At 61.4% G+C, this 22,634-nt stretch carries 21 protein-coding genes and 1 pseudogene; 14 read left to right on the top strand and 8 right to left on the bottom strand.

Annotated features, from left to right (window positions below):
- Positions 1-69 precede the first annotated feature (69 nt).
- Entirely contained in the window at positions 70-1,863 is a 1,794-nt protein-coding gene (locus FJW03_RS24775; protein WP_140766339.1) for a GtrA family protein, read from the bottom strand.
- A gap of 161 nt (positions 1,864-2,024) precedes the next feature.
- Between FJW03_RS24775 and FJW03_RS24770 the strand changes: the two genes are divergently transcribed.
- Both FJW03_RS24770 and FJW03_RS24765 read left to right on the top strand, forming a co-directional pair.
- Positions 2,025-3,026 carry a glycosyltransferase gene (locus FJW03_RS24770; protein WP_140691983.1) on the top strand — a complete coding sequence of 334 codons (1,002 nt, stop codon included), beginning with the start codon at positions 2,025-2,027 and terminating at the stop codon, positions 3,024-3,026.
- A 3-nt stretch (positions 3,027-3,029) separates the two neighbouring features.
- Positions 3,030-3,404 carry a GtrA family protein gene (locus FJW03_RS24765; RefSeq protein WP_140766340.1) on the top strand — a complete coding sequence of 125 codons (375 nt, stop codon included), beginning with the start codon at positions 3,030-3,032 and terminating at the stop codon, positions 3,402-3,404.
- Between the two features lie 212 nt (positions 3,405-3,616).
- On the opposite strand, the gene FJW03_RS24760 is transcribed toward FJW03_RS24765, so the two are convergent.
- From FJW03_RS24760 to FJW03_RS24750, 3 genes are all read right to left on the bottom strand, one after another.
- Positions 3,617-4,300 (bottom strand): alpha/beta hydrolase, encoded by a 684-nt coding sequence (locus FJW03_RS24760; RefSeq protein ID WP_140766341.1) that lies wholly within the window; start codon positions 4,298-4,300, stop codon positions 3,617-3,619.
- Positions 4,301-4,419: 119 nt separating this feature from the next.
- Positions 4,420-5,187, bottom strand: coding sequence for an alpha/beta fold hydrolase (locus FJW03_RS24755; protein WP_140766342.1), 768 nt, complete (start codon positions 5,185-5,187; stop codon positions 4,420-4,422).
- Positions 5,188-5,574: 387 nt separating this feature from the next.
- Positions 5,575-6,474, bottom strand: coding sequence for a LysR family transcriptional regulator (locus FJW03_RS24750; RefSeq protein WP_210240611.1), 900 nt, complete (start codon positions 6,472-6,474; stop codon positions 5,575-5,577).
- A 176-nt stretch (positions 6,475-6,650) separates the two neighbouring features.
- On the opposite strand from FJW03_RS24750, the gene FJW03_RS24745 reads away from it, so the two are divergent.
- The 5 genes and pseudogenes from FJW03_RS24745 to FJW03_RS24725 all read left to right on the top strand — a co-directional run.
- Positions 6,651-6,833 carry a hypothetical protein gene (locus FJW03_RS24745; RefSeq protein ID WP_140766343.1) on the top strand — a complete coding sequence of 61 codons (183 nt, stop codon included), beginning with the start codon at positions 6,651-6,653 and terminating at the stop codon, positions 6,831-6,833.
- 220 nt (positions 6,834-7,053) lie between these two features.
- Positions 7,054-7,785: a helix-turn-helix domain-containing protein gene (locus tag FJW03_RS24740; protein WP_181173322.1), complete on the top strand. Its 732-nt coding sequence runs from the start codon at positions 7,054-7,056 to the stop codon at positions 7,783-7,785.
- A 22-nt stretch (positions 7,786-7,807) separates the two neighbouring features.
- On the top strand, positions 7,808-8,890 hold the full coding sequence (locus tag FJW03_RS24735) for a helix-turn-helix transcriptional regulator (protein WP_140766345.1): 1,083 nt from the start codon (positions 7,808-7,810) through the stop codon (positions 8,888-8,890).
- A gap of 175 nt (positions 8,891-9,065) precedes the next feature.
- Positions 9,066-10,010 (top strand): glutathione synthase, encoded by a 945-nt coding sequence (gene gshB / locus FJW03_RS24730; RefSeq protein ID WP_140612624.1) that lies wholly within the window; start codon positions 9,066-9,068, stop codon positions 10,008-10,010.
- A gap of 185 nt (positions 10,011-10,195) precedes the next feature.
- Positions 10,196-10,837, top strand: a pseudogene (locus FJW03_RS24725) (magnesium chelatase domain-containing protein); the annotation flags it as partial.
- Positions 10,838-10,991: 154 nt separating this feature from the next.
- On the opposite strand, the gene FJW03_RS24720 reads toward FJW03_RS24725, so the two are convergent.
- Together FJW03_RS24720 and betI are read right to left on the bottom strand one after the other, a co-directional pair.
- Complete coding sequence (locus FJW03_RS24720) at positions 10,992-12,368, bottom strand: amidase (RefSeq protein ID WP_140766346.1); 1,377 nt, start codon at positions 12,366-12,368, stop codon at positions 10,992-10,994.
- On the bottom strand, positions 12,365-12,964 hold the full coding sequence (betI, locus tag FJW03_RS24715) for a transcriptional regulator BetI (protein ID WP_181173323.1): 600 nt from the start codon (positions 12,962-12,964) through the stop codon (positions 12,365-12,367). Before betI ends, FJW03_RS24720 begins: the two co-directional genes overlap by 4 nt.
- 99 nt (positions 12,965-13,063) lie before the next feature.
- Between betI and choX the strand changes: the two genes are divergently transcribed.
- Positions 13,064-14,002, top strand: coding sequence for a choline ABC transporter substrate-binding protein (gene choX / locus FJW03_RS24710; RefSeq protein WP_140613573.1), 939 nt, complete (start codon positions 13,064-13,066; stop codon positions 14,000-14,002).
- Positions 14,003-14,321: 319 nt separating this feature from the next.
- On the opposite strand, the gene FJW03_RS24705 is transcribed toward choX, so the two are convergent.
- Together FJW03_RS24705 and FJW03_RS24700 are read right to left on the bottom strand one after the other, a co-directional pair.
- Positions 14,322-14,879, bottom strand: a complete 558-nt coding sequence (locus FJW03_RS24705) for a chloramphenicol phosphotransferase CPT family protein (protein WP_140766348.1) — start codon at positions 14,877-14,879, stop codon at positions 14,322-14,324.
- A gap of 361 nt (positions 14,880-15,240) precedes the next feature.
- Positions 15,241-15,555, bottom strand: coding sequence for a hypothetical protein (locus tag FJW03_RS24700; RefSeq protein ID WP_140766349.1), 315 nt, complete (start codon positions 15,553-15,555; stop codon positions 15,241-15,243).
- 897 nt (positions 15,556-16,452) lie between these two features.
- Here FJW03_RS24700 and FJW03_RS24695 point away from each other — a divergent pair.
- The 6 genes from FJW03_RS24695 (at position 16,453) to FJW03_RS24670 (ending at position 22,534) form a co-directional block, all read left to right on the top strand.
- Positions 16,453-17,205, top strand: coding sequence for a hypothetical protein (locus tag FJW03_RS24695; protein ID WP_140691964.1), 753 nt, complete (start codon positions 16,453-16,455; stop codon positions 17,203-17,205).
- Between the two features lie 151 nt (positions 17,206-17,356).
- Positions 17,357-19,081, top strand: a complete 1,725-nt coding sequence (locus FJW03_RS24690; RefSeq protein WP_140766350.1) for a type I secretion system permease/ATPase — start codon at positions 17,357-17,359, stop codon at positions 19,079-19,081.
- A 74-nt stretch (positions 19,082-19,155) separates the two neighbouring features.
- Entirely contained in the window at positions 19,156-20,415 is a 1,260-nt protein-coding gene (locus tag FJW03_RS24685) for an HlyD family type I secretion periplasmic adaptor subunit (RefSeq protein ID WP_264296493.1), read from the top strand.
- A gap of 302 nt (positions 20,416-20,717) precedes the next feature.
- On the top strand, positions 20,718-21,326 hold the full coding sequence (locus tag FJW03_RS24680; protein ID WP_140766352.1) for a DUF6338 family protein: 609 nt from the start codon (positions 20,718-20,720) through the stop codon (positions 21,324-21,326).
- Positions 21,327-21,510: 184 nt separating this feature from the next.
- Positions 21,511-21,867, top strand: coding sequence for a hypothetical protein (locus FJW03_RS24675; protein WP_140766353.1), 357 nt, complete (start codon positions 21,511-21,513; stop codon positions 21,865-21,867).
- 43 nt (positions 21,868-21,910) lie between these two features.
- The gene (locus FJW03_RS24670; RefSeq protein ID WP_140766354.1) at positions 21,911-22,534 is read left to right on the top strand and encodes a hypothetical protein; all 624 of its coding nucleotides are present in this window, start codon (positions 21,911-21,913) and stop codon (positions 22,532-22,534) included.
- Positions 22,535-22,634 lie beyond the last annotated feature (100 nt).

The following is a 22,634-nucleotide window of genomic DNA, read 5'->3' as shown; positions in this document are numbered from 1 at the left end:
AACACGAGGCCGGATGCCTTCGCGAAACCGGCGCGGCCGCGCATCAAGCCTTTGTTTGTGCAGAAATTTTCAGCCTTTGGACCTGACGCGGTAGAGTTCGAGCGGGGCGCCATGGGCCTCAGCCACCGGTTCCAGCCATTCCGGCACGCTGCCGCGCATCACTCCGGCCAGGAAGCTGTCCGGCGCGCTGGCCGTCAACAGCCGGCTTTCCGGGTTGCCGCGGCAGAGCGCGACGAGGCCGACATGGTGGCTTTCGATGATGGCCTTCGCATCGGCGGCGGAGCCCAGCAGGGCGTCGAGCGCGAGCAGATTTCCGGCGACATTGCGATGGTAGGGCCCGGCGAAGACGCGATGTCCGGTGAAGGCGAGGATCGGCGAGCCAAGATTGGAGATGGCAAGAACCGTGGTGGGGGCCATCCGTCCAAGTACGGCGAACGAACCCCTGCTGTTGCAGGGCGAATCGATACTGGCGTCCCTGGGAGGCGCGCCGATTGCGAAGGCGCTCGATGCAGCCTCGGCGGCGCCCGACCAGATGGCATTCACCGAGATCAGCCAGGCCGCGGCCATCCTCAGCACCGAGCCGCCGGACGGGCTGGCCTCGGCCCGCTGCCGCCATTTGGCGATCCATGCCGAAAGCGGGATCACCGCGAAGGCGATGGAGAAGGTCGAGCCGCGCACTTCCCAGGCGCTGACCAGGAACGCCACCACCAACAGCGCGCCGACGAGGCTGTCCTGCCGCCGCCATCCGCCATGGCTGAAGTGAAGCGCCATCACGATGATCGCCACCAGCGGCGTGGCGAAACGCGCCACGGCCCTGACCGGATCATCGAAGACAAGCTGGAAGATCGACTGCGCCTCCTCGATATGGCCGAGCCACATCTGCTGGAGGCGCGGATCGAGCCTGGCATAGGGGGCGGCCAGGCATTGCGGGAACAGGAACACCACGACAAGAGCGAGGACGGCGGCAAGCAGGCCCAGCGAGATCAGGCGCCGGGCGAGCGTGGCGTTGGCGGCCTTCCATGACGCGACGACCGTCAGACCGGCGCCGGCAAGCGCGGCGAGAGCGAACTGCACGATCGAGAACGTATCGCACTGGGCCTGACCCCAGGACGATACGGGGACGGTGATGGCGAAGACCAAAGCCGCGGCGGCGGCGACACCGAGACCGAAATCCCTGGCGATCAGCCTTTCGCCGGAGCCGTTGCCGAGGAACAGCAGGGCGACGACGGCGCCGAGGGTTCCGGCATAGGGAGCGCTTTCCATGCCGATGGCCAGGGTCAGCGTGGCGCAGATGCCCGCGACCAGGGCAGCCGGCCGGTGCGTGGGCGCCTCGAGCAGCAAAGCGAGGCTCGCCAGGGTCAGCGCAAGCTGGACATTGTGATGATCGAGCGAACCGGGGGAGAATATGCCGATATAGTACAGGGCGGCCCCGCCGACGACGACGGCGGGCAGCACCGCATGAGTGCCGGCGAAAGCGCGCGCGGCGCGGATGATAAAGAACACAGCAAGCCAGAACTGCAGGGCAGGCCAGGCGATCTGCACGATTTGTTCGGCCAAAGCGGGGCTGCCCGTCAGGGCCGATACGGCGAGGATGGCAAGCGCCAGCGGCGCGTCGAGCAGCCGCGACCAGTGCATGACGAAGCCGCCTTCCAGACCCATCCTGTACTGGTGCAGGTCGAACCAGCCTTGGCCGGCCATGAGGTCGCGGACTTCGACCAATTGCAGCAGGCTGTCATTGTCGCCGGCCGGATCGGCCAGTTGCGGGAACCCGGCATGGGCATTGAGGGCCAGCAGCAGCAGGGCGGCAAGCAGCGCGAACGCGATATCGGACCTCCAGGTGGAAGTTCCCCTTGCTGTGCCCATCCCGATGCCCCTGGCGGGAATGCCGGACCTTTCAAGGCCAATCGACACTCATGAAGTCGGCCTTAAACCTAGCCTTAACGGCTTCAATAAATAGTAAAACCGCCTGGACGAGGCCGGTCCGGCGCGCGACCGTGTGGTCGACCAGGCATCCGGAGACGAAAATGCCGCAAGCCATCAGCCATGAACCGGTCATCGCCGTGCTCCTGCCTTGCTACAATGAGGAGCTGACCGTCGCCGAGGTGGTGCAGCGATTCCGCGAGACGCTGCCGGACGCCACCATCTATGTCTACGACAACAATTCACGCGACCTGACGGCGCTCAGGGCCCGTGCGGCCGGTGCCACCGTGGTCCGCGAACCGCGCCAGGGCAAAGGCAATGTGGTGCGGCGCATGTTCGCCGACATCGACGCCGACATCTATCTGATGGCCGACGGCGACGGCACCTATGCGCCCGAGGACGCGCCGCAGCTGATCAACACGCTTCTGACCGAGCGTTGCGACATGGTGGTGGGCACCAGGCGCGGCGTGATCGACGACGCCGGCAGGACCGGCCATGCTTTCGGCAACCGTGTCTTCAACAGCCTCTACAAATGGCTCTTCGGCAGCGATTTCACCGACATCTTCTCGGGCTACCGCGTCTTCACCAGGCGCTTCGTCAAGAGCTTTCCGGCCGTCTCCGGCGGCTTCGAGATCGAGACCGAGATGTCGGTGCACGCCTCGCAGCTCAAACTGCCGGTCGCCGAAATCGCTCTCGACTACGGCCGCCGGCCGGTCGGGTCTTCCTCGAAACTATCGACCTTCCGCGATGGCGCCAGGATCCTGTGGATGTTCGCCATGCTGATGAAGGAGACGCAGCCGCTGCGCTTCTTCGGCGCCTTTTCGCTCTTCTTCCTGGCGTCCAGCTTGTTCCTGATGGCGCCGGTGCTGGTCGAGTTCGCTGAAACGGGCCTCGTCCCGCGCATGCCGACCTGGGTGCTGTCGGTCGGCTTGCTGCTGCTGTCGATGCTCGCCGCCGTGACAGGGCTGATCCTGGATTCGGTGTCGCGTGGCCGGGCCGAGCAGAAGCGCATCTTCTATCTCTCCATGCCGTCGGGCCGTTCCGAGCGCCGCGCCGGCGCGGTGGCGCAGAAGCCGGAAACGGGCAAGACCCCGCGCGCGGCCTGAAAGATGCAACGTGTCGCAAGGTTTGTCTTCGCCGGCGGCATCGGCTTCGTCGCCGATGCCGCCGCACTGTGGCTGCTGCTGGCCATCACCCCGCTTGGGCCTTTCGGCGCCCGCATCCTGTCGATCGGCTTCGCGCTCTGCGTCACCTGGCAGATCAACCGCCACCTGACCTTCTCGCCATCGAGCCGCGGCCTTGCGCAGGAAGGCGCCCGCTATGGCGGCGTCGGCATCGCCACCAGCGTCGCCAACTATCTCGTCTACTGCGCCCTGCTGTTTGCCGTCCCAGCCATGCCGCCGCTGGCGGCGCTCGCCGCGGCCTCGCTGGCCGCCATGGCGCTCTCCTTCCTCGGCTATTCCAGGCTGGTCTTCGACCGTTAGGGCGCTGGCCGGATTGGCAAAGAGCCCGCCCCGGACCGGGCCGAGGCCCCCGCAATTCAGGGGATCGCGAAGCTCGGGCCTCGGCTCGGACATGCCGTGCGAGGGCGGACTCGCGGTCCCTGGATTCTTTCAAGGTGATCGCTTGAAAGCTGTTTGCATGGATGACGACGCGGCCAGCCGCGTCTTGGGCAAATCAGCCGGCTTGGCTGAATTCAGACCGCGCGAACGGCCTCGAGGATGAGACGGGTGGCCAGGTCGGGATGGGACAGCATCGCCACGTGGCTCGAAGCGACTTCCGTGACCTTGGCCATTATCCGGCTCGACATGATGTGCTGGAGTTTGGGCGCGATGGCATGATCCTCGGTTGCCAACAGATACCAGCTTGGGCGCGATTGCCACGCGGGTTCCGTGATCTTTCCTGTTAAGGACGCAACGGCGGTAGGCGCCTGGGCGGCGAACAGAACCGTCTTCTCGCTATCGGAAAGATCCTGGGCGAAGTGATCGCGGATCCCGCTCTCGGTCAGTTTCAGGAATCCCGCTGAGTCGGGCCGAACCTCGGCGGCCATGGGAGGGGGATCCACGGTCTCCCCGAGCGAGGCCGCGGATTCGTCGCTGTCCGGCGCAAAGGCGGCTATGAATACAAGCGCGGCCACCTTCTTGTCATTGCCTCCCTCGGTAATGACCGAACCACCGTATGAATGTCCGACAAGAATGACTGGGCCTTCGACGAGCGCAAGGGCGCGGCGCAGGGTCGCGACATCATCGCCGAAGCTCGTAAGCGGCATCTGAATTGCCGTCACTGACAACCCCTCGGCTGCGAGCTCGAGAATAACCTTGCTCCAACTCGATCCGTCCGCCCATGCCCCGTGTACCAGGATAACAGATTTCGCAGTCATGGAAGAAACTCCACATTCGCGTTGATGGGACTGCAGCAATTGCAGGTCAGGCCGAGCGGCATCTGCGGTTCGCCGCGTACTGAAACCGCGGGCACCTCGGGATGCCGCTCAGCTGAGGATTAGTGGGTGGCCTGCTCGATCACCGCAGCCACCGCGGACGCCTTCGAGAGCATGATCAGGTGACTGCCTTCGACCGTCGTGGTCTTCGCCTTGATCGCCTTGGCCATTTCCGCCTCCAGCGCCGGCTGGATCGCCCGGTCATGGGAAGCCACGATGTACCAGGAGGGCTTGTTGTGCCAGGCGGCGTCGGTGATGCTGCCTCCCAGGGATTTCACGCTGGTTGGCGACTCCGTCACGTAGAGAAGCTGCTTCTCGGCCGGCGTCACATCCTGGGCAAAATCGTCGTAGACGCCCGTCTTCGTCAGCTTGATGAAGCCCTCCGCATCGGGTTTGGCTTCCGCCGCCAGCGGCGTGGGGGCTACGGTCGCGTTCAACGATCCCGCGGATTGACCAGCATCGAGCGCGAACGCGGCGACATAGACCAGCGCGGAAACCTTGGGATCGTTTCCGGCCTCGGTGATCACCGCACCTCCATAGGAGTGCCCCGCCAGAACGACCGGCCCGTCCACGAGGCCGATCGCGCGTTTCACCGTCGCTGCATCGTCAGCGAGCGAAGTCAGCGGTAGTTGGACCGCGGTGACGTTCAAACCCTTTGCGGCGAGGATGGGAATGACCTTCGACCAATTCGCTCCATCGCCCCAGGCGCCGTGCACGAGAATGACGTTTTGCGCGGACTGCGCCGAGGCGACCGCCGGTATGATGGAGAGGCTGAAAACGGCGGCCGCAACAATGTGAATCCGCCGGAAGACAACTGATAAAGTGGTCATGTGAGTAGCTCCTTGTAGCCATGTCGAGGCGCCGAGAACTTCGACGACGTCCTGACGATGGACAAAAGCGCCCGCTGCCGCTGGTAGATTCAGGGCGTGTTTTGCACGGGCTTAGCCCAATCCGCCCGAGGATGCCTTTTCGGCCCATATCGTGCTGCCCCTGCCGAGATTGGAAGCGCATGGCAGGGCGCAAGGAAACCTCGGGGGCAATGAAAGCTGGTAGATCGGCATCTTTGACCTGAGCACTGTCCGCTGCTCTTGGCGCGAGCACGATTTCCTAGCCCCAATTTGCATGGACCCTCTGCTCGAGCGCTTGAAACCGCGCTGTTGGCCCTATCCGCTGCGCAGGGTGCGGAGGACCTGCCATCCGCCTGTTATATCCGAACGTCACGTTGACGAATGCGTGGCCGCCGAAGCCCGTCGACTGATCGACCTGAGCCATCGAATGAACGCGCGCAGCGGCGGGCGTTTAACACCGGGAAGCGCGACGATGTGGTAGCCGGCGTCGAGCCGATCTTCGAACAGGATGCGGATCCTGCCTTCCCGGACGTCGTGCTCGATGAAGCGGGGCACCGTCGCTACAATCCCATCCCCTCTACGAAGCCCGTCCAGTAGCAGGTTCCCGGGTATGCGGGTGATCTTGGTGTCCGGGCGTCGTGCGATCCCTTGCTTCTCCATCCAGTCCGAGAATTCTCGGGACCCGAGCTCGTGCAACAGCGGAAAGTTGAGAATGTCCGCGGGGCGGTCGATCCGGCGGTCGCCGACGAGGGACGTCGCCGCGCACACGGCGAAGCTTGCCTTGAAAAGAAGCTCGGACTCGACACCTGGCCAGTCCCCCATACCGTACCGGATTGCCACGTCCACGCCGCCGGGCTCCAGCGCGACTAGTTCCGAGGTCGGGCTGACCACCAGCTCGATCCCGGCGTGGCTATCTCTGAAGGCCGCCAGCTGCGGCATCAGGAAACTGGACGCAAACATCGGTGTCGTTGAGACGTGAAGCGGGCGGATTGACTCACTCTGGGCCAGCCGTTCGGCGGCGGCCGAAATCTCGGCAAAGGCGAATAGCAGCGAGCGAGCCAGCGCCTGGCCTTGAGTGGTCAGCGCGATGCCCCGTCGCTGACGCACCAGAAGCCGTTCGCCGAAATGCGTTTCCAAGATGCGGATCTGCTGGCTGACGGCCGGCCGGGTCACATTCAGCAATTCGGCCGCACGCGTCAGGCTTCGCGTTTCAGCCGTCGCGGCAAAGGCGCGAAGCGCGCCCATCGGGGGTAGCGATGACCATTCCAAACGTAACTTCCTCTTACGGCACCAGCAATTTATTAACTCACGTCTTGGCGAAAACCCAGGTACCAACAAACCTATGCAGGCCGCTCACTGCGGCTTACCGGCCTAGCATAATCCTGATGTCAGTATTGCTGAAGCGATGGCTTGTGCGGGATGGCACAGGTGTACGTGAGGATAATATGAACGCCATTGGCGACATCAACACCGTCGGGGTCATTGGAAACAGCCCGACGGGACAGGGCATTTCCGTGGTCTTCGCTCGATCCGGCAAATCGGTGCGCCTGATCGAGATCTGTCAGGGCCATTCTGGGTCAATCCCGCAGGACGCTAGGTCAGTACAGGCGGTGAACATCGATGAATGAGCCGGCTGCGCAAATCGACCACCATGACGCGCTGATACAGCGTCGATTCCGTGCGGCCTCCACCAGAAGCTGTTTCGCCAAGGGCATATCGAGAGACCCAACGATATTCACGCATGTCGCCGTACCCGAACCTTCCGGCATATGGACGCTAAAGCCGGAACCCGAAGCCGCCTTTTCGGTCCATATCGTCCTGATGCCCTTGCCGAGGCTGGAGGCGCGAATGGAGGGGCGCAAGGAAGCCTTGGGGGCGATGAGAGACGGCGAAATCTGTATCTTTGACCTCGGCACCTCGCCAAGGGTTCTGATCCGAGATCCGATGCAAACCCTGCGCGTGCAGATGTCGCAGCGCAGCTTGGATGATCTTGCTGATGAGTTCGGCCGGCCGCCGATCGGGTCGCTGCGTCCCACTTTCGGCGGGGAGGACTCGGTTCTCTTCGGGCTAGGCATCGCCATGCTGAAGAAGACGCAGATGTTCGGCGATGAGGACGCGCTATTCCTTGACCACGTGGCGCTCGCCTTTCACCTTCACATTGCCCAGACCTACGGCCAACTCCGCAGCATCAAGCCTCTGCGGGGAGGACTGGCGCCCTGGCAATACCGGCGCGCCACCGAGTTGATGTCCGCAAGGATTGCCGAGGGAGTTACACTCGCGGAGTTGGCGGAGGCCTGCGATCTCTCCGTGAACTACTTTGCCCGGGCGTTCAGGCGCACGGCCGAGATCCCCGCTCACAAATGGCTGATGAACGAGCGCATCAGAAGGGCGAAGAACCTTCTTCTGAATATGGAGATGCCCGCGGCGGAGATCGCCGTGGCCTGCGGGTTCGCCGACCAGAGCCATTTCACACGCGTATTCTCGCAGCTTGAGGGAAAGAGCCCTGCGCGGTGGCGGCGGTGGCGCCTCGACGACCCGAGGCAATATCGGCCCGCTGTCCAGGGAACGGCGATGCCCTGAGACTGTCTGGAGTAGGCATCCCATGACTTACGGTTCGCGTTCGTTCAGCCCGGAAGACCTGTCACCGGAGCACGCGCGGCAGCGTCAGACGTTTCTGCGCGGGATGTTCGGCGCAGGCGAAGGCTCTGCATTGCGAAGCGACGCCGACGACGGCGAACCAGTCGACGCCTTGGACGAAGCCTCAGTGCCGCCGCGCCAGAATATGGATCTGGAAGTCTTCAAGTCGTATTTGGCATTTCGGTATAAGGCCCCGGTCCAGAGGGCCTTTTTCTCCAAGACCATTTCGAAGGATCCGATCGCCATCAGCCGCCTCCAGGCTGGGCCATGCCTCACCCGGGCGGTGGGGCCCGAGCCGGGGTTCGCGGTGATCATCTACTTGTCCCCAATAACCAAGATGGAGGGCTGGATCGACGGTCGTCACGTCAACTATCCCGAAGTCAACCCCGGCGATGTGGTTCTCCTGGATCTGGAGGCGTCTCCGATCGCGCATCTCCATCAATCCGTGGACCTTCTGCGCCTGCAAATATCGAGGCGGACCCTGCACGACCTCGCATACGACTCTGGCGAGTGGCCGCCTGATGGTCTGCGAACGATCCTGGGCGGCGTGCACGACCCAATTCTGTTCGGCCTGAGCCGCGCCCTGGAGGCGAAGGCTACCTTCTACGGATCGAGCGACCAGTTGTTCAACGATCAAGTGGCGCTGGCCTTCCATGCCCACCTCGTTAGAGCCTATGCCCGCAGTCGCGGGCCTGGCAGATCCGTCGGCGGTTTGGCGCCATGGCAAATGCAGCGAGCCCGCGAGATGATGCTGGCCAATTTGAGCGGCGACGTCGCCCTTGCCGACATCGCCCAGGCCTGCGGCCTGTCGGTCAGCTACTTCGCCCGCGCCTTTCGTCAGACTATGGGCGTTCCGCCCTATAAATGGCTGATGAGCGAGCGCATCGAGAAGGCAAAGACGTTGCTACGCCAAAGAAGGCTCAGCATTTCCGAAGTGGCCCTCATCTGCGGATTCGTCGATCAAAGCCACCTGACGCGGGTGTTTCGCAGCAGCGTGGGCCGAACGCCGCGCCTATGGAGACAGGGAGCCGACGCCGTGGCGGACTAGGCGGCGGCCGGCTGGCGCCTTCTTTTGATCCCGCGCCGGAGGCCGCCGTTTGCCAGGCCGGCCATGCCGCCGCTGGCTATTCCAGGCTGGTTTTCAACCGTTAGGGCGCTGGCCGGATTGGCAGAAGGCGCGGCGGCCCTTATATCGCTCTCGTCGACTGCGCTGGGGAGCCGCCATGAAGTTGAAAATCGCCGTCCAGATGGATCATGTCTCCAGCGTGTCGATCGCCGGCGACACGTCGTTCGCGCTGTCGCTGGAAGCGCAGCGGCGCGGCCACCAGCTGTTCCACTACACGCCCGACCGGCTGTCGCTGCGCGACGGCAAGGTGTTTGCCCGCATCGAGGAGATGCAGGTGCGGGACGAGAAGGGCAATCATTACTCGCTGGGCGAGAAGGTGCGCACCGACCTGTCCGAGATGGACGTCGTGCTGTTGCGCCAGGACCCGCCCTTCGACATGAACTACATCACCACAACGCATATGCTGGAGCGCATCCATCCGAAGACATTGGTGGTCAATGATCCGGCCTGGGTGCGCAACAGCCCGGAAAAGATCTTCGTCACCGAGTTTTCCGACCTCATGCCGGAGACGCTGATCACCAAGGATCCGCTGGAAGTCGCCGCCTTCCGCAAGGAGTTCGGCGACATCATCATCAAGCCGCTTTACGGCAATGGCGGCGCCGGCATCTTTCATCTGCTCGAAGCCGACCGCAATCTCGCCTCGCTGCTCGAAATGTTCGGCCAGCTGTTCCGCGAGCCCTACATCGTCCAGCGTTACCTGAAGGACGTCCGCAAGGGCGACAAGCGCATCATCCTGATCGACGGCGAGCCCGTCGGCGCCATCAACCGGGTGCCGGCCGAGCACGATTCCCGCTCCAACATGCATGTCGGCGGCCGCGCCGAGAAGACGGAGCTGACGGCGCGCGAACGCGAGATCTGCGCCCGCATCGGGCCGTCGCTCAGGGAACGCGGCTTCATTCTTGTCGGCATCGACGTCATCGGCGACTATATGACGGAGATCAACGTCACCTCGCCCACCGGCGTGCGCGAAGTCGCCCGCTTCGGCGGCGCCGACATCGCCAGCCTGTTCTGGGACGCGGTCGAGGACAAAAGGCGCAAGTAGCCCGTTTTCATTTCGTATTAACCATGTTCCGTTTACGCAATCGGCTACAAGTCCGTTGCAACTTCCACGGTGGCTTGTTCCTGTAATGTTCTTGATTTGATCAAGAAATTGTGATTGTTTGCCGAAGAGGCCATTTCGGGCCTGATCGCACGGGCTGAGGTCAGCCTGCATCCGGGGGCAACACGATGGTGGCGCGGGTTCGCACGGTCGCTTTCCAGGGCATCGAGGCCGTGCCGGTTGACGTGCAGGTGATGGTCGCGCCGGGCAAGGTCGGCATGCAGATCGTCGGCTTGCCCGACAAGGCGGTAGCCGAGAGCCGCGAGAGGGTGCAGGCGGCGCTTCATGCGTCGGGCCTGTCGATGCCGTCGAAGAAGGTGACGGTCAATCTCGCGCCCGCCGACCTGCCGAAGGAGGGCAGCCATTACGACCTGCCGATCGCACTCGGCCTGATGGCGGCGCTCGGCGCCATTCCGGGCGACATGCTGGCCGGCTATGTCGTTCTCGGCGAATTGTCGCTCGACGGCACGATTGCCGCCGTCGCCGGCGCCCTGCCGGCGGCGATCGGCGCCAATGCCGAAGGCAAGGGCCTGATCTGTCCGTTCGCCTGCGGACCGGAGGCCGCCTGGGCCGGCAGCGATTTCGACATATTGGCGCCGCGCAGCCTGATCGCGATCGCCAACCATTTCCGCGGCACGCAGGTGCTGTCGCGGCCCGAAGCCGGCATCCACGCCTCGGCGCGCGACCTGCCCGACCTCGCCGACATCAAGGGCCAGGAGACGGCCAAGCGCGCGCTCGAAGTGGCGGCGGCCGGCGGCCACAATCTCTTGACATTGTGCTACATTAATTAGCGAGCAATGGCGGCGTGTTTGATCGCCTGTTGAATGGGCGAGCATCTGGCAGGGAACGATCCTTGCGGACATTCGACCTGCCATGGCAATTTACGCTCGAAGCGGCAATCCAAGTGCGGCCTGGCGGAAACCTTCATGCCGCGTGACATAGCTCCAGCTGGGCACATAGTTGCAAGACGAGGAGATCATCGCCCGGCTTGCCGCTGATTTGCACACCGACCGAGAGCCCTGAACTATTTTTGAAATACGGACACGACGCGGACGGCTGTCCTGAGATGTTCGATGGGATGGAGTAGGGAGCGAACCTGTAACCCGCCGCGTTCCAGGCCTCGACATCTCCAAATGCCCTGAAGCTCAAGGATCCGACATTCGGAGGGTCGGTCGCCAGCGTCGGCGTCAAACAGACATGGATCGATTCCATCGAACCCAGGTAGCGTGAGGTATAGATCTCGCGGGCGGAGCGTGCCCGCTCATGTGCGCCATTTCCCCCCGCCTTGGCCTTTTCCAGAAGATGCCACGTCAACGGCTCAAGCTCCTCGGCTGCCGGGGCTCTGCCGAGTTCGCGTGAGCGTTCCTCGACTAGGCGCACGAAGTCGAAAATCCACAGGTGATCGAACCAATTGGACGCGTCGAGACCCTCTGGATAGCGATATTCAACAATGCGGTGCCCGAATGATTCCAGAACCTGAGCCGCCCGGTTCACTGCCTCCTGCTGGTCCGGACCACAAGGTCTGCCTGCCGGGTCAGTGCAGCAGACCCCGACTGTTATCTGCCGTACAGGTCTATCGAGGCCTTCGAGATAGGAATGGCGCTGTGGAGAGAAATCGGCGGTGATGTCGAGCGATGCCGCGCTGTCGCGCACGGTGCGCGTGATAACGTGATCGGAGTTCAGCCCACCTGCAATCTCATCAAAGTACGGCCCTGTGGGATTGAAACCCCCGGTCGGCTTGAACCCGAACACGCCGCAGCACGCAGCCGGTATTCTGATCGAGCCACCTAGGTCCGTTGCGTGGGCAATCGGCACCATTCCCGCAGCAACCGCAGCGGCCGCCCCCCCGCTGCTTCCGCCCACCGTCAGATTGAGGTCCCGTGGGTTGCGCGTTGTGCCATACGCCCGAGGCTCCGTGACGAACTCGGCAGCAAATTCCGGCGTGTTTGTCTTGCCCAAGATAGCGAGGCCAGCACGGCGCCACCGATCGACCATGATGCTGTCAGGCTTTGCTGGCGCACCCTTGAAGAACGCCGAACCGAAGGTCGTCGGCATGTCTGACGAATAGAGGTTCACGTCCTTCAGAAGGAGGGGCACACCGCGCAATGCACTGGCAGCACCGGTATCGGACCTCGAACAGCTCGGGTCGAAATTACGCATGACCACTGCATTGAGAGCGGCATCCCTGCTTTCAATGACGCTGATCGCAGCCTCGATCACTTCGCGCCGAGAAACCTCTTTTCGTTCGATCAGACGCGCCAAACCGACGCCGTCTTGAGCGACATAGTCCGACACATTCATTCGGCACCCCCACGCGCCAACTGACTGACCAGCTGGACGACGTAGTTCTGGAAAATGGCCAGGGCATTCTCGGTGGTCACTCGGCTGGTTGGTTGAGCCGCTTTGACCCAGAGCCCGTCGATCATTGCCAGGAGACAGTTGACCGCAAAGTCCACCTGCCCTTCTGGAATGAGCGAGCGAAGGCAGTAGGCGATATTGCTCGCCAGACGCTTTTCGTAGATTGCCTGATAGCGCATCATTTCGTGATTGCCGCGCAGAGCGGCCCAAAGTGCGAACCACGCCGTTGCCACCGCCGGCTGAAACTGCTCGGCATCGAATTGCGCTGAGGCGATGGCCAGAAGGCGCTCCATCGGCGTCGAAGCCGTCCGCAGCCTGCCGATCGTGACGCGTGACAACTCACGGTTCAGGTGACGCAGGACAAGCGTGTAGAGCTCGTCCCGGCTGCCGAAATAGTGGGTGATAAGACTAGGCGAGATTCCCGCCTTCATACCGATCTGGCGGATCGAACTCTGCTCGATGCCAAGCTCGTGAATGGTGTCAATGGCAGCCTCAATGATCTGCTTCTGCCGAATAGGTTGCATTCCCACTTTTGGCATCGGTCCCTCCTGGTTAGCGCCATCTTGCATTTTTTTATTGTACACGCCAACAAAAAAGATATGATTGTTGGAGCGTTCAACAAAAACAGGGGAACTCCGATGAAAGCCTTTGCCCTTTATGCAAGCGCCGCGCTGACCATCTTCATGGCCGCCGCACCTGCGCACGCCGATCCCGAGAGCTGCCGGAAGGTGAAATTCTCCGACCTCAGCTGGACGGACCTTTCGCTGACTAATGCGACGGCGTCCGTCATACTGACTTCCTTGGGCTATGAACCGGAACAGACCATTCTGGGTCTGCCGGTGACCTTCGAAAGCTTGAAAAACAAGGATATCGACGTTTTCCTGGGAAATTGGCTTCCCGTCCAGGAACAGGAATTCAAATCATACATCGACAACGGCGATGTCGATGTCCTCACCACCAACCTGACGGGCGCCAAGTTCACGCTGGCCGTGCCGACCTATGTCGCGAAGGCGGGGGTGACCTCGTACGATGATCTTTCGAAATTCTCTGACAAATTCAACTCAACGATCTACGGCATCGAAGCGGGCTCAAACCAGCCGCTGCTCGATATGATTTCCGCCGGAAGGCACGGTCTCAAGGACTGGAATGTCGTCGAGTCCAGCGAGGCGGCTATGTTGACCCAGGTCGACAAGATGACCAAGGGAAAGGAATGGATCGTTTTCCTGGCTTGGGCGCCACATCCCATGAACCTCAAGTTCGATCTGACTTACCTGAGTGGCGGCGACAAGGAATATGGTCCCAACTTTGGTGGGGCGACGGTTCGGACGCTGACGCGCAAGGGCTACCGCCAGGAATGCCCGAACGTGACCAAGTTCCTGGAAAACCTGCACTTCGACATCGACTATGAGAACAATGGCATGAACGAAATCATGACCAACAGCGTCGAGCCGGTAGACGCAGCGCGCAAATTGATAAAGCAGTACCCCGACAAGCTTACCGCATGGTTGGATGGTGTGAAGACGTTCGACGGCAAGGACGGTTATGCTGCAGTCAAGGCAGCTGTGATCACAAACTGACCATCATCGCCTGATCGGTGATCTGCGGGCATTGACGAGCCTCGGGACGATACCTCCCCCGCCCAAGTGCCGACGGGGGAGCTCTGGGAACCTGCTGCCGACCACTACTCCGTCTCTCATCAAAAGTGTTGCCGTTGAGGCAATGAACCGAGATCAGGTTTCCTTTGGGCAACTTGGCTCAATATCGGCAGCCCTACGAGTGCCGGGCCAGGCGGATCGCTCATGCTGACGTTGTGCTACATTAATCGGCACTTGCAGCCAGCGGATTCAGTCGTCCACTGATCCGGTGACATCCGGCCGGGATGACTGGTGCCGACCCTTAGCCGACCTTCGACCGAACCTTGTGAGAATGAAAACTCGAGACGCGTTTGTCGGATCGCCAAGCAGCAAGGAGCCTATCGACGTTGGCGTCCACGCCATCGCCAGTATCAAGCTCAAGGTCGTAGAGCGTGCCGACATGAATGGTTTCAAAGTCGCGCTTTGCGCTGCCTTCTGGCCTGTCGCCGCGACGCTTCTCGCGTTCAATCAACACGTCAAGCGGACAATGCACGGCGACGAAGAAAACATCGTGGCGTTCAAGAAGCTGGCACAGCATGCCCAGCCAGCCCTCCGTATCCAGAATATGCTCCAGAATGAGGTTGTTGCCCGCATCCGCGTAGGCGGCCAAGGAAGCGTGGAAGCCATCGAAAAAGGCTTGTCTCGCATCCACCCAGGCGAACTCACCGCTCCGGAAACGATCCATCGGAAGGACGCCCGTGTCACGAAGGTGATCTATCGAGATATGCCAAAATGGCTTTTCGATACGGGCTTGAAGCGCCTTGGCGATCGTGGATTTTCCGCTGCTTGATGCACCATGAAGAAAAATGACCTGCCCCATCGCAACACTCCGCTTGGTTCGCGCGGTTATCACGCAGGGTGTAGCACGGGTATGACAGCTTTCCACCCATTGCATCACAGACCTTTAGACGACTCTAATGTCTGGCGGATTGTACTCGCTGACGTCGTGCCACATTAATCGACACTTGAAAGTAGCGAATTCAGCCGTCCGATGAGGCGGGCGACTTCCGGCGCGGAATGGCTGGCGCCGACTTGGTCGTCATTCAAATTCGAGTGTCATCGTTGACGGTGACTTCAGCTATTCCCGGCTATGGGCTGCTATTCAACTCGGTGAAAATCGAGATGATGATACTTGGTTGTGAAATCTATCGGCCGCCCCTATGACCAGTTCGCGTCCACCCTCAGTTATTAGACGGTTTATCGACCAGGTATTTATGCACCTGTCGCGTAATATCTGCGTTGACGGTCTTTGGGTCGGTGTCTTCGCTGACGAGAACGACACCGAAGCGCTTTGCAAGCTTGAGAAGGCTCTTCAGCTCATCAAAGCGTATGACATCTATCGGTATTGAAGGATATTGAAAGAGATCGATCGAATTTGGTCGCATCCGCTCCCCGTCAAAACGGCTTGCTTCGTCGAAAGTCTGAGACGGTGCCTGATCGACAACAAGTATGTCCTTACCTCCACTCCGGAAATTATCGCATCCACCCTCGTTCATGAAGCAACCCACGGCAGGCTAATCAGGCATAACATCGGCTACTCAGAGGAGATACGTTCCCGCGTCGAGAGGGTCTGTATCCGCCAAGAAAGGGCGTTCGCGCTGAAGATTCCGCAAAACGGGGATTTGCTACAGAGGATCGAACGCAAGCTAGCAATTGCGCCTGACTACTGGACCGACCACGCGGCTTTGGAGCGTCATCGAGAGGGCATGATTGCCATGGCCGAGGACATAGGGCTTCCTAACTGGCTAGGGCGCGCACTGCTGAATTTTCGAGAGAGAATGGGCCGCGTTAAGTCGTGACCCAGGTCCGCTTTCAACCTGTTGCGGCACCTGCATGGGTAGCATCCGTCCTTTGCCAACGTTAGTATTCCCTCTGGCGGGGCGCACTTGCTGACGTCATGCTACATTAATTAACATCGATCGCCCATTGAGCGGGCTACCTTCAGGTTCGTCCAGGCGATGGCGACCTGCTCCAACACACGCCCCCGACGACAGTGAGATACGAAGCTCCGACGATGGCCCGGGGGCTGACGAAACGGTCAAGGTAAGAGGAGCCTTCGGACCTTGCTGGCGATTGATCGCAGATCCGGCTATTCCAATTCAGCCGCACCCGAGCGGTTCTAACTCAATGGGCTCGCTGGAGAATACACGAAGGCAAGGCGTGTAGGCGCGTAGCGAGAGACCGCCCGGCTTTTTGCCAGTTAACAGACGAAGCTTTCGCCACGTTGTTAAGGTTAAGCGCCTCTTTATTATAAAAAATGGTTTCTAATCGGTAAACGCTAATATAGGGTCCCGGCCACCGATTACGCCTGTTCCCGCAATCGCGGCGGCAAGGGGGGCGTCGCGGTTATCTACAGGAAGTGCGAAAACGCACTTAACAGGACGGAGACGTAAATGACTGATTATACAATGCCCTTAGGCGGGGGTACGCTGGATCTATCGGGTGAAGTCAGTACCGATGGCGTCAGCCACAACACGAACGACATCATTATCGGCAGCGGTGGGAATGATACCATCATTGCTGGTCCTGCTACCGAACAATACTATACCAACAACCACGGTGACGCAAAGCTCGTCCAGGACAACGACACGATCGTAGAGTCCCAAGGCACAAACAACCTTTCGGGCGGATATGGGAACGACAAGTTCGTTTTCAACATCAACTTGCAACAGTCGGAAGCGCAGTTGCACACGGAATATTTCCATGACGGAATTGTTCCGACCCAGACGGCCGGCGCCAACACGAACGGCGTCTGGAACTCGTTCCTGTCCAACCTCGCAGAGTGGAGGGCCGCTGAGGCGGCATCGCATGGCGTCGACGTGAACACGGACACGACCCATGTCGACTACACGTTCGGCGCGAAGAACCAGCAGAGCGGGAGTGCCAACTACGACAATTCGTTCACCTGGCTGGAGAGCGGCGGTGTCACGACGAACACCAGCACGAACTACATCCACGACTTCGGCAACGGCAACGACAGCATCGCGCTCGACGTGACCCACGATGCCTTTGCGGCGGCGGGCGGCACGATCACCATGAACGGTTCGGACACCGTCATCCATATCGGGAGCTTCGACATCGTCGTTCTCGGCGTGGATCAGTCCGCAGTCGAGGGCCACATCGCCTGGGCAGCGCCGGGAGCCTGAGGCATCGTCTCCGGAGCGGCGGCCGTGATGGCCGCCGCTCCGATTGATCAACCCCGCCCGATACACACACCACAGGCTGGTTTCCGCCGGGGCACGCACAGTCGGTCCCCGAACCGACCCATTGCGGGTTCTCGTCCAGTTCAGGGCTACTATGCCAAACGACAACATGCTCACCCAGATGCTTGCCCGCTGCCGTAGCGGCTTTGTCGCGGTGGCGGGGTTCAGCCTCGTCATCAACCTGCTCGTGCTGTCGACCTCCGTTTACATGTTGCAGGTCTATGACCGCGTGCTGCCCGGCCGTAGCGTCGAGACGCTCGTCTATCTCACGCTGATTGCGACTGGCGCGCTCGCGGCGATGGGCGCGCTGGAGCTTTTCCGGTCCCGGCTGCTGGTGCGGCTCGGCGTCTGGATCGACCGCGTCCTCTCGCCGCAAGTGCTGGGGCGCAGCCTCGAGAATGCGCTGCGTGGCATCCCCTACCGGACCGAAGGCCTGCGTGACCTCGCCACCCTGCGTGGCTATCTCGGCGGCGGCGGCATCATGGCACTGTTCGATGCGCCATGGATGCCGATCTACCTTGTCTTTATTTTCCTGCTCCACCCGCTGTTAGGGCTCCTGGCGCTCGGCGGCGCCGTCGTCCTCTTCTGCCTCGCGCTCGCCAACAACGCACTGACGGCCGTCACGCTCAAGCAGGCCAACATGGCTTCGGCGCGCGCCTACCAGGGGGCCGATGCCGCCTTCCGCAACGCCGAGGTGGTCGACGGCATGGGAATGGGCGGCGCACTGATGCAGCGCTGGGACACGGCCAATGCCCATGTGCTTTCGCTGCAGTCGCGCGCCAGCGACCGCGCCGGCCTGATCAGCGCCTTCACAAAGCCGTTCAGGATGTTTCTGCAGGTCGCGGTGCTGGGCCTTGGCGCCTGGCTTTCTCTGCGCCACGAGGTTTCGCCCGGTGCCATGATCGCCGCGTCGATCATCATGTCACGGGCGCTTGCTCCGGTCGAACAGGCGATCGCCACCTGGAAACAGACGACAGGCGCGCGCGAGGCATGGGGGCGGCTCAACCGACTGTTCGAGGCTCCGCAGCTGCGCCCGGCGGGTATGGAATTGCCAAGACCGCAGGGGCAGCTTGCCGTCGAAGCAGTGACCTATTCGCCGACGGGCTCCAGGGGAGCAGTACTAAGGAACGTCACCTTCTCGCTCTCGCCCGGCAATGTGCTTGCGGTGATCGGCCCGTCGGCGGCTGGCAAATCAACGCTCGCCCGGCTCATTGTCGGCATGGCTTCGCCGCAGCACGGCCAGGTTCGCCTCGACGGTGCCGACGTGTTTTCCTGGAATCGGACCGATTTCGGCCGCCACGTCGGCTACCTGCCGCAGGATGTCGAGCTCTTTCCGGGGAGCATTCGCGAGAACATCGCCCGTATGGAGGAAGGCGATCCGGCGGCGGTCGTGATCGCTGCCAAGATGGCCGGGGTGCATGAGATGATTCTCAGGCTCCCCAGGGGATACGACACCGACATCGGAGAGCACGGTTCCATCCTGTCCGGCGGTCAGCGCCAGCGCATCGGCCTCGCGCGGGCGCTTTACGGCCGCCCGGCGCTGGTGGTGCTCGACGAGCCGAATTCCAGTCTGGACGCGGCCGGGGAAGAGGCGCTGAACCAGGCAATCGCAGCGGTGAAGGAGGCCGGCTCGACGGTTGTCATCATTGCCCATCGGCCGTCGCTGATGGCACATGTCGATTCGCTGCTGGTGCTCAACGAGGGCCAGACCCAGATGTTCGGACCGCGCGATGCGGTGCTTGCCCAACTGCGTCGTCCCGAGCCTTCAATCGCCGCGCCGCAGGTCAGGGTGGTGTCTTCAGAAAGGAGTGCGTCGTGAGGAATGCTGCCCTGCCTTCTGCAATACTGGAACTAGCGGCACCGCCGGCATATCCGCCCATTCGCAGCCATGTGGTGGGCGGCCTTGCCGTGATTGGACTGATGTTCTGCGGCTTCGGCGGCTGGGCGGCGACCGCTCCGCTGACGAGCGCCGCAGTTGCTCCAGGCGTCGTCAAGGTCGACAGCAACCGCAAGACCATCCAGCACCTGGAAGGCGGTATCATCCGGGAAATCCTTGTTCGCGAGGGAGATGCAGTCAAAAAAGGGCAGGTGCTGGTTCGGCTCGACGGGCTTGATGCGGGGTCGGACCGTGATACCATACGCGACCAGCTTGATGCACTGTTGGCCAGCGAAGCCCGCCTCTCCGCCCAGCGCGACAGCCTGGCTCAGATCGCGTTCCCGGCGGAACTGCTCGCCCGGCGGGGCGAACCGAATGTCGCCGAGGCGCTCGCCGGACAGGAGCGCATTTTTTCGGACCAGGCCGAAGTGCTGAAGTCACAGGTCGAGGTCTGGCAACAGCGGAGTGCCCAGTACGAAGCTCAGATCTCGGCGCTTGTTTCGCAGATCGACGCGACCGAGCGCCAGATACCCTCGCTTCGGGAGGAGCTGGACGGTGCCCAGATATTGTTGAAGAAGGGCTTCGGCGTGAAGTCCCGTGCGCTCGGCCTGGAGCGGCAGATCGCTGCCAGCGAGGGCGATGCCGGGGCAAACCGGGCGCGCATCGAAAGCCTCAGGCAGCAGATCGCAGAGGCCGACGCGCAGATCGAGAACGTCAAGGCCTCGCAGGTCAAGACTGCCTCCGATGACCTTCGCGACGTTCAGACCAAGCGCTTCGAACTCGAAAAGACGCTTGCGAAGATTGGTGCCCGTGCTGATCGCCGGGACATACACGCCCCAGAGGACGGCGTGGTGATGAACCTTCGTTATTTCACGCCTGGCGGGGTAATTGCGCCGGGCGGCGACATTCTCGACCTGGTGCCTGTCCAGGACAAGATGGTCCTAGAGGTGAAAGTCCAGCCGCTGGATATCGACGTCGTCCGCCCGGGTCTGCCGGCGACTGTGCGCCTTGTCGCCTTCAAGCAGCGAGTGACGCCGACGGTCGAAGGCACCCTCACCCGCGTCTCGGCCGATGCCTTGGTCGAGGAACGCAGTGGAGCAACATATTTCAGCGCCACCGTCGAGGTGAACGCCGATCAGCTGAAGGAGCTGCCGAACGTGAAGCTCTATCCAGGCATGCCCGTCGATGTCTCCATCGTGACGGGACGACGCACGATGCTCGAATATCTCTATCAGCCTTTGGCCGAAAGCTTTGCTCACGCCTTCAGGGAGGACTGAGTCGGAATAATGCGACATGGCGCGTAGGCCACCAGTCCTGGACGGGATCATCACTGACAGACTGATGCCGTCCGCACAGCTTCGAAGCGTCTCGTCTCCTTGACCGAACAGGAGAAACCGCCAGCTCTCGACAGCTGACATTCGGGCTCAGACTGAAATCGGCTGCGCCCATTGCCGCCATCAATATTCTCTAATGTCTGGCGGGTCCTTTGGGTTAACGTTTGGCTACATTAATTGCACCAGCCTAGCCGCTAATTTCCGCGCCGGATAAAATGGCGCGAATCCCTCAGGGCATGGGTTGAATGGGAAATTTCCTCTCGCTTGACGCGGTCTACGTCGCCTTCGTTTTCGTGGTGCCGGGCTACATCATCTCGTCGTTTCGAGCGCACTTCATCACGGGACAAAGGCTAGACGGGCCGGACTATTTCGTTCGTCTCCTGACCCTTAGCGCCCTGAACTTCGCCCTGTCCGGCTGGGTGATCTACCTCGTTATGAATTCAAGCGCCGACGCGCGGGTCCGGGCGCTCGCGTGGGGTTTCGTGCTGCTCGCCGCGCCGGCCCTCATCGGCTTCGCGAGTGGCATCACGTCGAAGGCCGGATGGCTTCGAAAGATCTACGGATGGGCCGGGCTTTCCCCGATCCACGTGATCCCCACGGCCTGGGATTATCAGTTCTCCACGATGTGCGGCTCATGGGTGTTCGTCGTCCTCAAGGACGACACGACGTTCGCCGGCTACTGGAGCGACAGGTCGTTCGCGTCGTCACATCCAGAGGAGCGCGACCTGCTGATCGAACACGTCTTTGACGTGGGCGACAACGGATCATGGACTCCCACAAACAAGAGTGTTCTGATCTGCGCCAGTGAGATTCGGACCATCGAATTCACCCCAGCCGAAAGGAATGGAAAATGACGAACAAAGGCAGCACTTGGCGCCCTTCGACGGCAACGACCTCCTCGGTCAACGGATATCAGCCCCAGGGTGGCAGTGGTTCTCAAGGCACAGGATCGGTTCAAGGAGGGTATCAAGGCCCGACAAGTCACAGCACCCCCTCGAACCCACCGAGCGGTGGGTCGAGCGGCGGCAAGAAGTAAACGTGAGCGCGGATTGGGATCACGACGATCTTGCCAGGCTGCTGGGGCTCGAACATGCGTTCTGCGCGCTTGCTCTGATTTCGGCCAGCAACTTCGCCTATCTTGCCGAGACCACCCCAAGCGCGGCTGTCAAACAGTTTCGGGAAGCGATCGAAGGTTCTGTGTATGATACTGGACAGGCCTCAAAAGAAACCAAGGCCGCGATGAAGCGACATCTCAAGCGCATGTTCGACCACATTGCAGGTATGGCCAAGCATGCCGATCTGGGACCTGTAGGATCGAAATGGGTTAGCGGGCTGACAAAGGAGTCAGGAACCAACCTCCTTCAGCGTTTCCAGGGAAGAAATCCCCATGCGTGACTAGAATATCAGCAAATGGTGCCGCCGCCGCCCTTCGCTCGGCTTGGCCGTCCTTGCATTCCTGACCGCATGTGGGCCTGACGATGCAGCCAAAAGTGAAAAGTTCTCGCTCATCGATGAGGAAATTTACGACGCGCCTATCAAGACCCAGATTTCACAGAACATCGTTGCCTTGGGGGTTCCCACAAAGGAAGAACTGGAAGCGGAAATCTTGAAGCGGTATCGGGCCGCCGAACAACGCACAGCGTTCCGGTATCACAGCTCCCCAACCAACATTTACCTCTATGTGTATGGAAGCGAGGAACAGGCCCGCGCCGGGCAGGGTTTGTGGATTGCGATGCTCGCGAAAAACTATAGCGACACAGGAGATCCGAAGGTAGTCATCGAGGAAGGCCGTCTCGCCGCGCTCTCCGCTGCTCCGGAGGACCGCTTTGGCTTATCCGAGGAAATGCGGAGAGCGATCTTTAAGGAAAGCGGCGAGGCGGAAGCCAGGGCGACTCGTGAAGCCATGGAGCGCGTCCCGAACACCGAACCGATGGCGCAGGCCAAGCTCGAAGTGGATCTGGCCGAGAAGTTCAAAGCCGATCTAGTTGCCAAGCAAGGAATCAGTGAGCAGCAGCTGCTCGAAATACAGGCTGAAGGTGTGACCAAGGGATGGCCGATGTGATGAAATATGCCTCGCGCATGAGGTTGCGCTACGCAGGGGAGTATGCCGCGACGATGGACTGGCCGTCTAGCATCTAGCCAATCGGCTACAAGTCCGTTGC

Origin of the sequence: Mesorhizobium sp. B4-1-4 (assembly GCF_006439395.2) — a bacterium.
In the GTDB taxonomy this organism is placed as follows: domain Bacteria; phylum Pseudomonadota; class Alphaproteobacteria; order Rhizobiales; family Rhizobiaceae; genus Mesorhizobium.
Note: the sequence above shows the minus strand (reverse complement) of the source record. Positions and strands in the feature narration are given on the sequence as shown.